The sequence below is a fragment of the Salinispora sp. H7-4 genome (genome assembly GCF_013416675.1).
In the GTDB taxonomy this organism is placed as follows: domain Bacteria; phylum Actinomycetota; class Actinomycetes; order Mycobacteriales; family Micromonosporaceae; genus Micromonospora; species Micromonospora vitiensis.
In genome coordinates this window covers 330,604-341,894 of the sequence record NZ_JABZED010000003.1, presented here as the reverse complement: position 1 = coordinate 341,894, position 11,291 = coordinate 330,604, and the positions used below count along the sequence as shown (strand labels likewise).

The 11,291-nt window shown below is 69.8% G+C and carries 10 protein-coding genes and 1 tRNA gene; 7 read left to right on the top strand and 4 right to left on the bottom strand.

Annotated elements, in window-relative coordinates; genetic code table 11:
• Nucleotides 1-12 precede the first annotated feature (12 nt).
• Complete coding sequence (locus H0524_RS03505) at nucleotides 13-267, top strand: hypothetical protein (RefSeq protein ID WP_180197353.1); 255 nt, start codon at nucleotides 13-15, stop codon at nucleotides 265-267.
• Between the two features lie 131 nt (nucleotides 268-398).
• Nucleotides 399-761, top strand: coding sequence for a WhiB family transcriptional regulator (locus tag H0524_RS03500; RefSeq protein ID WP_018726079.1), 363 nt, complete (start codon nucleotides 399-401; stop codon nucleotides 759-761).
• Between the two features lie 338 nt (nucleotides 762-1,099).
• On the opposite strand, the gene H0524_RS03495 is transcribed toward H0524_RS03500, so the two are convergent.
• The 3 genes from H0524_RS03495 to H0524_RS03485 form a co-directional block, all read right to left on the bottom strand.
• The gene (locus H0524_RS03495; RefSeq protein ID WP_180197352.1) at nucleotides 1,100-2,446 is read right to left on the bottom strand and encodes an AarF/ABC1/UbiB kinase family protein; all 1,347 of its coding nucleotides are present in this window, start codon (nucleotides 2,444-2,446) and stop codon (nucleotides 1,100-1,102) included.
• A 39-nt stretch (nucleotides 2,447-2,485) separates the two neighbouring features.
• A complete protein-coding gene (locus H0524_RS03490) occupies nucleotides 2,486-3,538 on the bottom strand; it encodes a TOMM precursor leader peptide-binding protein (RefSeq protein WP_180197351.1) in 1,053 nt (350 codons plus the stop codon).
• 179 nt (nucleotides 3,539-3,717) lie between these two features.
• On the bottom strand, nucleotides 3,718-3,885 hold the full coding sequence (locus H0524_RS03485; protein ID WP_012014940.1) for a DUF5679 domain-containing protein: 168 nt from the start codon (nucleotides 3,883-3,885) through the stop codon (nucleotides 3,718-3,720).
• A gap of 478 nt (nucleotides 3,886-4,363) precedes the next feature.
• Here H0524_RS03485 and H0524_RS03480 point away from each other — a divergent pair, with 478 nt between their 5' ends.
• Together H0524_RS03480 and H0524_RS03475 are read left to right on the top strand one after the other, a co-directional pair.
• A complete protein-coding gene (locus H0524_RS03480; protein ID WP_026322487.1) occupies nucleotides 4,364-4,882 on the top strand; it encodes a M48 family metallopeptidase in 519 nt (172 codons plus the stop codon).
• Nucleotides 4,883-4,911: 29 nt separating this feature from the next.
• Nucleotides 4,912-5,574: a hypothetical protein gene (locus H0524_RS03475; protein ID WP_180197350.1), complete on the top strand. Its 663-nt coding sequence runs from the start codon at nucleotides 4,912-4,914 to the stop codon at nucleotides 5,572-5,574.
• Between the two features lie 19 nt (nucleotides 5,575-5,593).
• Here the strand turns inward: H0524_RS03475 and H0524_RS03470 are convergent, their stop codons facing one another.
• Complete coding sequence (locus H0524_RS03470) at nucleotides 5,594-6,808, bottom strand: zinc-dependent metalloprotease (RefSeq protein ID WP_180197607.1); 1,215 nt, start codon at nucleotides 6,806-6,808, stop codon at nucleotides 5,594-5,596.
• A gap of 182 nt (nucleotides 6,809-6,990) precedes the next feature.
• Here H0524_RS03470 and H0524_RS03465 point away from each other — a divergent pair, with 182 nt between their 5' ends.
• From H0524_RS03465 to H0524_RS03455, 3 genes are all read left to right on the top strand, one after another.
• The gene (locus H0524_RS03465; RefSeq protein ID WP_180197349.1) at nucleotides 6,991-8,004 is read left to right on the top strand and encodes a PDZ domain-containing protein; all 1,014 of its coding nucleotides are present in this window, start codon (nucleotides 6,991-6,993) and stop codon (nucleotides 8,002-8,004) included.
• Between the two features lie 109 nt (nucleotides 8,005-8,113).
• Nucleotides 8,114-11,098: a UPF0182 family protein gene (locus tag H0524_RS03460; protein WP_180197348.1), complete on the top strand. Its 2,985-nt coding sequence runs from the start codon at nucleotides 8,114-8,116 to the stop codon at nucleotides 11,096-11,098.
• A 116-nt stretch (nucleotides 11,099-11,214) separates the two neighbouring features.
• A tRNA-Met gene (locus H0524_RS03455) sits at nucleotides 11,215-11,288 on the top strand.
• The last annotated feature ends 3 nt before the right edge of the window (nucleotides 11,289-11,291 follow it).

Here is an 11,291-nt window from a genome sequence, read left to right as displayed (position 1 = left end):
GAGGTGGCCCCAATGGAGATCTACAACAACGCGCGTCCGTTGGTGTCCCCCGCTGCCGTCGCTCCGCTGTCGGCCGTCCAGGTGGCCCTCACCGCTGCGCGACCGTTGGCTCCGCAGACGCACCAGGTCGAGACCCAGGCCGAGCTGATTCTCGCGCTGGCGCCATGCGGCACCCAGGGCACCAGTGGTTTCACGGGCAAGGGCGTTGATAGCGCCAAGCGGCGCATGGACGTCCGCGGTGTTCCACCTCGAGGTAGACCGGTCTGATCCAGACCACCGGCTCACCTTGAGGCCGCGGAACCCGCATACCGGGATCCGCGGCCTTAGTTTTTGTCCCGCCGAAGTATGTCGGAAATGCGATCCAAGAGATCGAAAAGTGAGAGAGAGGTGACCGGGCGATGAGTCTGGCGTTGGCCCCACTCGACCTGAGCGTCGAGTTGGAGGCGAACCTGCCCTGCCGGAAGTTCGACCCCGACCTGTGGTTCTCTGACTCGCCCCCCGAGCTTGAGGTGGCCAAGTCGCTCTGCGGGGACTGCCCGCTGCGCGTCGAGTGCCTTGCTGGCGCGGTGGAGCGAGCTGAGCCCTGGGGCGTCTGGGGTGGCGAGATCTTCGAGCGTGGCGCGGTGGTCCCGCGGAAGCGGCCCCGAGGCCGTCCCCGTAAGGAAGATGTTGCCCGAGACGCCACGCTCCGGGTCGAGGCCGAGGCGCGACTGGAGGCCAGTGGGTTGGCCCGGCGCGACACGGTCCGGCTGGCGGCCTGACAACCACCCGATCTGTTCCACCCTTCGCCGGTGTTCGCACTGGCCACGAGAAAGTTGACGAGGATGCTGAAGCAATCGAACGGTTTCGAACTGCAATTACTGAACGAAGTGTTGTCGAGGGCTCGAATGCTCCGGCCTCAGGCCGGTCGCACCACCACGAGCACTGAGGCTTATCGCTCCGCCCGTACCGTCGCCATGGCCGCTCGCAGGCGGTCGGCGCGCGAGTTGGGCATCGGTTAGACAGCGGGCCCGCTTCCCTTTCGGTGGGGAGCGGGCCCGTTGGCTAACACCGCTGGGACGGGCGCGTTCGGCTACCGCCGGATGCGCCCGTCACCGCATCACGCTATCGGGGCGAAGCCGGGTAGCCAGCGTTCCAGGATTCCCCGGTACGGCGCCTTCGCCTCCAGCTGGCAGAGCACCCCGATCGAGCCGAGCGTGACCCGGTGGATCAGTAGGTACGACGGGGGCAGGTTGAGGTGTCGGCTGAGTTGGTAGGCGGGGGAGCGAGGGTTGGCCAGCCGGGCCGCCTCAGCTCGTAGCCAGGCCCGGGTGAACCGGAACTCCTCGGCGGCGACCGGCGCCAGCATCGGTTGGAGGAAGTCCAACAGCGCCGGCCCGTCGATCGCCGCGCTGTTGCTGACGAAGCCCTCGTCACGCAAGCCGGCCATCACCTCTTCGGCATCTCCCCGCAAGGCCAGTCCGGCGATGCGGCCGATCGGCTCGGGGGTCCCCTCGGGTAGCCGGGCCACCGCGCCGAAGTCCACCACCCCAAGCCGGCCGTCGGCCAGCAACCGGAAGTTGCCCGGATGCGGGTCGGCGTGGAGCAGCCCGGCCCGCATGGGCGCGGAGAGGTGCAGGGTGGCCATCAACCGGCCGGCCTCGTCCCGCTCTTGTTCGGAGCCCTCCCGGATGATTTGAGACAGCGGAGTTCCCTCGACCCACCCGGTCACGAGGACCCGAGGCGACGCGGCGACCACGGCCGGGATGCAGATCTCCGGGTCATCCGCGTACGCCGTGGCGAAGGCGCGCTGCGACTCGGCCTCCAGTTCGTAGTCGAGCTCCTCGGTGATGCGTTCCCGGAGCTCGGTGAGGAGTGGTTTGATGTCCAGCCCCGGCTGGATCGCCCGGAACATCCCACCGAGCCGGGAGAGCTGTTTGAGGTCGGTGAGCAGGGCTTCCCCCGCGCCGGGGTACTGAATCTTGATCGCCACGTCGCGGGTGTTCGGCGCGCCGTTCGCGTCGTAGCCCGGTTCCCGCCACTGCGCACGGTGTACCTGCCCGATGCTGGCGGCGGCGACCGGTGTGTCGTCGAACTCCACGAACCGGTCCCGCCAGTCCGGGCCGAGTTGCTCGGCGAGCACCCGGTGTACGGAGGCGGCGGGTAGCGGCGGCGCGGCCTCCTGGAGTTTGGTCAGCGCCTGTCGGTAGGGGGCGGCCATCTCCTCGGGTAGCGCCGCCTCGAAGACCGACAGCGCTTGGCCGAACTTCATCGCGCCGCCTTTGAGCTGCCCGAGGACGCTGAAGAGCTGTTCGGCGGTACGTTGCTGGATCTCCGCGGAGATTACGTCAGAGGCGAGCCCGGTGACGCGCTTGCCCACACCGAGGACGGTCCGGCCGGCGAAGCCGAGCGGCAGGGTGGCGAGCTTGGCGGTCCGGGAGACGGCCCGGCGCGGGATTTCGGTCACCTGGCTATTGTGACCGACCGCGACGGCGAGCGCGGCGCCTCACGTTCCGCGACCGGAGCAGGTGCAGGAGGGGTGGGGTGCCCAATGCCGGCGACGTAGCCGGCCGTCGGCGGTGACCTCGACGGAACCGCTGACGGTGGCCGGGACGCCGCCGTCGAGGTGGCCCAGGGCTTCGCTGGCGGCGTACGCCACGGCGGCGAGCAGCGTTGTCGTCGCGCAGGCCCACTCCGGTGTGCCGCCGGCGAGCTGGGCGGCGAGCGTCGGCCAGCCCGGGTCGCGGTCCCTTCGATGCAGGTCGAGGCAGTTCAGGCAGGGACCGGTCGGTGGCCGGACCAGCGGGCCGACGACCGGCACGCCCTCCCGGAGGTCGAGCAGCAGGTGTACCTGCCGGCGTTGGTGGTGAGCGGCGGCGAGCAGGGGAGCCGGGCGGTCCGTACCGCACTGGAGCACGAGGTCGATCCGGCCGGGTCGGAGCGGGCCGGTGGCGGTGCCGGGGGCGGTGCGGCCGAGGGCGTCCCGGACTGCGTTGGTGAGTGGCTGGCCGAGGTCGGCGGCGGGTATTCCGGTGCCGACGAGGTCCGCCGGCGCCACGGGGCCGGCCAGGCGTGGCTGCACGTGCCCGACCCCGGCCTGGGCCAGGGCGACGGCGACGGGAGCGCCGAGGCGACCGGCGCCGGTTACCAGCACCCGTGCCGTGCGACGGCGGCGCAGTACCTGTGCGGGCGTGCCGGCGCTTCGCTGGTTGGCCAGGGCGAGGGCGCCGGCCTCGGCGGCGAGCCGGGTTCGTGGCGGACCGGTCAGGTCACGGGGTAGGAGGGTGTGCGCGGGTACGACCAGGCCGGCGGTGCGGAGCGCCTCGAGCAGGGTGCGGGCCTCGTCTCGTCCCACCTCGATTCGGTTGGCCTGGTCCAGGACGTGCCGCTCGCTGTGCGCGCCGTCGAGTAGGTCGAGGAGGCGGGCGGTGCGGGGGTTGGCCAGCTCCAGCAGGACGGCCCGGCTCGGATCGACACCCAGTTGCAGCGTGTGTCGGTCCCGCCAGAGGCGGGTGAGACCGGGTAGCAGGGTTGGCCGGGGCAGGGCGGTAAGGCTCATGAGTACGAATAGTGATCGTGTCTGAGCTTTCCGTCGAACGTTGTCCACAGGTGCGCGGAGTCCGGCCCGGGGTTTTCCACAGGAAGTGGTGGGTTCTCCACAGGCCGCGGACCCGCCTGTCCGGCAACCGACATTGGCTGGGTGGTGGAAGGATCGCCCTTCCACCACCCAGAAAGGCGTTAGACCTTCGCTTTACCCAGAATGCGGTTCACTGTTGTGCCGCACACCGGACACTTGCCCTTGGCCATGTTCATCCCGGTCTTGGAAACCTCGACGCGCCCCTCGAAGTCTCGCTTCTCCTTGCACTTGACGCAGTAGCCGTTGTAAGTCTGGGCCTGGTCGGCCACGGGTGCCTCCTCGTCTCGTCCACCGGCGAACGCTCATCCGGCGGGGTTCCAGCGGCGGGCCATGAGGGCGCCGGCGCTAGGCCTTCCGTCGTGGTCACAGGCGTGACCACTGGTCCGCGGACCCTACCCAGGACTGGGGGGTTCCATGTCAACTCCTCATCGACACTGTGAGCAAGTTGACGACGAGAGTGTGCACGGCGAATTAGCTTGGATAAGTGAGTTTGGTGGGGACACGCCGGACGGATGCCCTGAAAAACGGCGCAGGGTGCCCACAGGTGACGGGAGCCGACGTGATCACCTGGTGCGGGGGCTTGCCTTCGGACTATTTCCCGAGCACTCTAACGCGGAAAAATTTCGGGACTCCTGGCGACCAACGCTTATTTTTCGGGCGCGTGTCGCGGGTTGACCCTTGCGGACCCCTGGCCACCACGAAGTAACTTTTCCTCGTGGCAGGAATCCGAGGCGGCACGGCCGGCTGATGGCAGCACCGCGGAAGCCGGTGGTCGAGGTGCGGCGCAGCCAGCGCCGCCGGCGCACGGTGTCCGCGTACCGCGACGGCGAGCGGGTTGTCGTCCTGATCCCCGACCAGTTCTCCCGAGCTGAGGAGAGCGAGTGGGTGGACCGAATGCTTGCTCGGCTCGCCGCCCGGGAGGGCCGGCTGGTCCGGTCCGACGACGAACTGCTCGCCCGCGCCACTCGACTGATCGCCCTCTACCTGGCCGACCATGGGCGTGACGCGATCCCGGCCAGCGTCCGTTGGGTGACCAATCAGACCGGCCGTTGGGGCTCATGCACCCCAGCCGATCGGACGATTCGCATCTCCCACCGGCTGCAGGACATGCCGGACTGGGTGATCGACTATGTCCTGTTGCATGAGCTGGCCCACCTGATCGTCCCGAGTCACAACGCCCGGTTCTGGCAGCTCGTCGGCCGGTACCCGAAGACCGAACGGGCCCGCGGCTACCTGGAGGGCGTCGCGGCCGTCGCCTCCTCCTGACCCCGGTCGGCGGGGCGTAGGGTCGGTGCGTGGTACGACGGTTGGTGGTTGCCCTACTCGCGCCGGTTTCCTGGACGCCGCCGGAGATCGACCCGACTGACTGGCGGACGGCGCTCGCCGAGGACGTGGTTGACCTACTCGCCACGCTGAACGAGGTGGAGACCGCCGTTGCCGTGGCCGAGGCCGACCGGTGGCTGGCCGACGCCGTGGTCTGGCCCGGCACCACCGTCTACCAGCTCCCGCGTCCCACCGTTGCGGCCGTCCTCGCCAGCTGCGGGCGGACCGCCCGGCCGAGCCGGCCGGCCAACGTCAACCGTGCCGGGGCCGGGCACGGATACGACCAGGTGGCCGTGGTCGCCGGGGACGCCCCGGACCTGCCGGGGTTGACCATCGGCAAGCTACTTCGGCCGCTCACCACCCGGCCGATGGCCGTGGCCCCGGTGGTGGGTGCCGACACCGGCCTGCTCGGTGCGGCGGCCCGACTGCCCCTACCGGAGTGGCTACCGGCGCTGGACCTGGATCGGGCGGTGCCCGCCGCGGTGCGTGCGGCGGCGCCGCACCCCGGCGAGCTCGCCGTCACCGCGGGGTGGCATCGACTGCGCAGTCCGGCCGACCTGGCCCGGCTTGACCCCGCCCTGGCTGGCTGGGACGCCACCCGCACCCTGCTCGCCGCCGCCGGCATCCTGCGCTGACCGCGCCGGGTCCGGAGCGTCAGCTGGCGGTGGGTGGGTCCTCCCCGCCGGGCTCGCCGGGGGCCTTCTCCGGCGGGCCACCCGGCGCGCTGAAGTCGAAGCTTTCCAGCTCGTCCGCATCGAGCCGGGCCTGGGCGAAGGCCACCGGGTCGGCGAAGTCGTCGTCGGAGGGCAGCAGGTCGGGGTGACCCCAGAGCGCATCCCGCCCGGCGATCCCCCGGTGCTCGGTGAGGGCCGCCCAGAGCGCCGCCGCCTCGCGCAGCCGCCGTGGCCGAAGCTCCAGGCCGACCAGGGCGGCGAAGGTCTGCTCGGCCGGACCTCCGGCGGCCCGCCGCCGCCGGAACGCCTCCCCGAGCCGGACGACGTTGGGCAACCGCTCCCCGGCCGCGCTGTCAACCACGTGGCAGACCCAGCCCTCGACGAGCGCGAGGGCCGTCTCCAGCCGGGCCAGCGACGCCTTCTGGGCCGGGTTGTCCTCCGGGGTGAAGATCCCCTCCAGCGCGATCGCCTGCATCGACTCCGGGTCGGTCGGGTCGACCCGACCCATCGCCTCCTCGATCGCCTCGCGATTGACCCGGATGCCCGAGGCGTACATCTCCACCGCGTTGAGCACGTGTCCGCGCAGCCACGGCACGTGCTCGAAGAGGCGCTGATGGGCGGCCTCGCGCAGGGCCACGTAGAGGCGTACCTCGTCCTCCGGCAGTTCCAGCCCGGCACCGTACTCCCGGATGTTGGCCGGGACGAGTGCCGCCGTGCCGGCCGGGCCGAGCGGCAGCCCGATGTCGCCGGCGGAGAGCACCTCCGCGGCGAGCGAGCCGAGGGCCTGGCCCAACTGGCCCCCGAACAGGGCCCCGCCGAGGGTGGCCACCATCGACTGCATCGGGCCGAGCTGGGCCCGCGCCTCCGGCGGCACCAGGTCACCCATGGCGCCGACCATCCGGCTGGCCACCGGGTCGCACAACTTGCGCCAGACGTCGAGGGTTTTGTAGATCCACTCATTCCGGTTCCACGCCACCGAGGCGCGGATGCCCGACGGGAGCGCCGAGCCCGACTCCAACCAGAGGTCGGCCAGGCGTAGCGCCTCCTCCACCGCGTTGCGCTCGTACGGCGAGACAGCCGGATCACCACCGGCGCTGAGCTGGCTCGCCGCCACCTGGCGGGCCAGGTCCCAGTTCACCGGTCCACTGCCGGGCGCGGCGAGCAGGTGCTGCAGCTGGGACATGAACTGCTGCATCTGCGCGGGGTCGTTGGGGTCGGGTGGCTGGCCACCGGGGAGCGCGAAACCGAACGGAATATCAGGCACGGGGTCTACGGTACGCGCGCCGCGCCCCAGGTCGCGTCGGCTGGCATCGCGTCAACGGTGAAGTCCTGGAAGGTCCGCCGGTGCCAGCGCACCCGGTCGGTACGCTCTGCCGCATGAGACGTCGCGGCATGACCGTCCTGCTCGGTGCCATCTTTGTTGCCCTGCTCGGCATCGGTGTGCTCGCGGCGCCCATTCCGTACGTGGTGCTGGGTCCCGGCCCCACCGTCAACACGCTGGGCGTCGAGGACGACAAGGAGGTCATTCAGGTCAAGGACCGGGAGACCTTCACCTCGGCGGGAGAGCTGCGGTTGACCACGGTGGGGGTGCAGCCCTCGGTCAAGCTGCGCGGGGCGATCCAGGGTTGGTTCTCCGACGACGAGGCGGTGGTACCGCGGGAACTGGTGTACCCGCCGGGGGAGAGCCGCGAGGAGGTCGAGGAACGCAACGCGGAGGACTTCGAGGCCTCCCAGTCCAGCGCGGAGACGGTCGCGCTGCGCGAGCTCGGATTCCCGGTGACGGTCCAGGTCAAGACGGTGGCCGTGGACGGGCCCGCGGCCGGTCTGCTCCGTCCGGGCGACGTGGTGACCTCCGTTGACGGTCAGCCGGTCCCGGTGGCCGTCCGGCTGACCGAGTTGATCCAGGCCGAGCCGGCCGGCACCGTCCTGGAGGTCGGCTACACCCGCGACGGGACCCCCGCGACGGCGCGGATCACGACCCAGGAGCGGGACGGCAAGCCCCGGATCGGGATCGGGATCGAGCAGCAGCAACCGCACCCGTTCACGCTGACGATCGACCTCACGGACATCGGTGGCCCGAGCGCCGGGCTCATGTTCGCCCTCGGCATCATCGACAAGCTGACCCCGGAGGATCTGACCGGTGGGCAGATCATCGCGGGCACCGGCACGATCGATGACCTGGGCCGGGTCGGCCCGATTGGCGGCATCCCCCAGAAACTGGTCGGCGCCAAGGACGCCGGCGCCACCGCCTTCCTGGTCCCGGCCGAGAACTGCGCCGAGGCGGTCCGCAACCGCCAGCCGGACCTGCCGCTGCTCAGGGTGGCGACGCTGGATGACGCGTTGACCGCCCTCGAGGAGCTGCGAGCAGGGGGCGAACCGACCCGCTGCTGACCCAACCGCCGGCACTCGGCGTGACCGCGGACGACAGGTTTGGGAAGACCCCGTACTCTGGTGGCCTGGTCGGAGCCGATCAATCGAACGTGCGGAGCCAACAGTGGTTATGCGTAGCAGCGCCCCCATGCCGAGGATGAGCCGACGCGGACGCGTCACGATTGGTGTCCTGGTCGGGGTGTTCGTGCTCTTCACCCTGCTCGGCTGGGGGGTGCAGGCCTGGACCGACTGGCTCTGGTTCGGCGAGGTCGACTACACCGCGGTCTTCAGCGGGGTGCTCGTCACCCGGCTGCTGCTCTTCCTCGTGGTCGGCCTGGCCATGGCGGCCATCGTCGGTGGCAACCTCTGGCTGGCGCATCGCCTGCGGCCCCGGCTGCGACCGCAGTCGCCGGAGCAGGCCACCCTGGAGCGGTACCGGATGCTGCTCAGCCCTCGGCTCGGCATCTGGTTCACGACGGTCGCCGTCGTGGTCGGCCTCTTCGCGGGGCTGTCCGCGCAGGGCAGGTGGAGCGAGTGGCTGCTGTTCCGCAACGGTGGGGACTTCGGAGTCAAGGACCCGGAGTTCGGGGTGGACATCGGCTTCTACATCTTCGACCTGCCGTTCTGGCGTTATCTGCTCGGGGCCGCCTTCACCGCCGTGGTGTTGGCCCTGCTCGGGGCGCTCGCGGTGCACTATGTCTTCGGCGGGATCCGGCTCCAGGGCGTGGGGGACCGGATGAGCACCGCGGCGCGGGCGCACCTGAGCAGTTTGATCGCGCTCTTCGTGCTGCTCAAGGCCGTCGCGTACGTGCTCGACCGGCGGACGATGCTGCTGGAGTACAACGACGGCGCCAACGTCTACGGTGCCGGTTACGCCGACGTCAACGCGTTGCTTCCGGCGAAGGAGATCCTCGCCTACATCTCGGTCGTCGTGGCGATCGCGGTCCTCGTCTTCTCCAACGCCTGGATGCGGAACCTGGTCTGGCCGGGCATCTCGCTGGCCCTGCTCGGGGTCTCCGCGGTCGCCATCGGCGGCATCTATCCGTGGGCGGTGCAGACCTTCGAGGTCAAGCCGAGTGCCCGGGACAAGGAGGCGCGGTACATCGAGCGCAGCATCGAGGCGACTCGGGCGGCCTTCAGTCTGGGCGAGGCCGATACCACGCGATACGCGGCGAGTAACCTGCAACCACCGGCGAGTCTCGCCACCGACACCGCGGTGGTGCCAAATGCCCGGCTGTTGGATCCACAGCTGGTCAGCGAGACGTACACGCAGCTTCAACAGGTCCGCGGCTTCTACGATTTCGGCCCCAAGCTCGACATCGACCGCTACACCGTCGATGGGGCGACCCAGGACTACGTGGTCGGGGTCCGTGAGATCAACTATGGCGAGCTGACCACGCAGCAGAGCAACTGGATCAACCGGCACACCGTCTACACCCACGGTTACGGGTTGGTCGCGGCCCCGGCGAACCGGGTGGTCTGCGGTGGCCAGCCGTACTTCGTCTCCGGCTTCCTCGGGGAGCGGTCGCAGGAGGGGTGCGCGGCCCAGGTCGACCAGATCCCGGCCAGCCAGCCGCGGATCTACTACGGCGAGCGGATGGAGGCCGGCGACTACGCCATCGTCGGTAAGACGAACCCGGAGGCCAGCCCCGCCGAGTTCGACCGGCCGGTCGGCGAGGACGGATCCGAGTCCTACTACACCTACACCGGCTCGGGCGGTGTGGACGTCGGCTCGTTCGGTCGCCGGCTGCTCTACGCGATCAAGGAGCAGGAGTCGAACTTCCTGCTCTCCGAGGCGGTCAACGAGAACTCGAAGCTGCTCTACGTTCGTAACCCCCGGGAGCGGGTGGAGAAGGTCGCCCCGTTCCTCACCGTGGACGGCGACCCGTATCCGGCGGTGATCGATGGCCGGGTGACCTGGATCATCGACGGCTACACCACCGCCGCGACCTACCCCTACGCCGAGCGGATCAACCTCCAGACCGAGACCACCGACGAGCTCACCAACCGGGGCACCTTCCAGCAGGCCCGGGAAAACATCAACTACATCCGGAACTCGGTCAAGGCGACGGTCGACGCGTACGACGGCACGGTCACCCTCTACGAGTTCGACGACGGTGACCCGGTACTCCGGGCGTGGAACAAGGCCTTCGGCGGCGACCTGATCAAGCCGAAGACGGAGATTCCGACCGAGCTGAGCGCCCACTTCCGCTACCCGGCTGACCTGTTCAAGGTGCAGCGAAACGTGTACACCCGGTTCCACGTGACCAGCCCTGGTGACTTCTACTCCGGGCAGGACTTCTGGCAGGTGCCGAACGTGCCGGACGCGCCGGACAGCGGTCAGAAGCAGCCCCCGTACTACCTCTTCACCCAGATGCCGGGGCAGGAGGAGCCGCGGTTCCAGCTAACCTCGGCGGTGACGCCGAACCGACGGCAGAACCTCGCGGCGCTGATGTCTGGCTCGTACGTGGACGGCAAGCCGCGGCTTGAGGTGTACGAGTTGCCGGAAGACACGCGGATCTCCGGCCCGGTGCAGGTGCACCAGCAGATGACCAACAACGCCCAGATTCGGCAGCAGCTGAACCTGCTCTCGTCGAACCAGGCACAGGTCCAGTACGGCAACCTGCTCTCCCTGCCGTTCGGCAACGGCATGCTCTACGTCGAGCCGGTTTATGTGAAGAGCAACCAACAGCAGGCCTATCCCCTGTTGCAGAAGGTGCTTCTCTCCTACGGCGACGGTGGGTCGTTCGTCGTCCTGGCCGACAACCTCACCGACGGCATCAAACAGCTCGTCGAGCAGGGCGAAGAGGCCGGCGCACCATCGCCGCCACCCTCCGACGACGAGACGCCCCCAAGCCCGGGTCCGACCCCGACACCGACGACTCCGAGCGCTACCCCACCCCCGCTCACGGGCGACGTGGCGGCGGCGGCCCAGCGGGTTCAGGAGGCGATCGTGGAGCTCCGGGCCGCGCAGGAGTCCGGCGACTTCGAGCGCTACGGCCGGGCGCTGCAGGCGTTGGATGAGGCGACCGCGGCCTTCGAGCAGGCAGCGGGGTCGCCACCCGCTGCCACGCCGACCACGGCACCGTCGGGCTCACCGTCGCCGGGCGGCTGACCCCAGCACGTACGATCAACGACGCCCTCCGGGATTCCCCGGGGGCGTTGTTGTGGGGGCTCGGCGGAGGACGTTTTGCGTTGGCCCGGGGTAGTGCGCTAACGTTTACGAGCCGACGCGGGGTGGAGCAGCTCGGTAGCTCGCTGGGCTCATAACCCAGAGGTCGCAGGTTCAAATCCTGTCCCCGCTACTT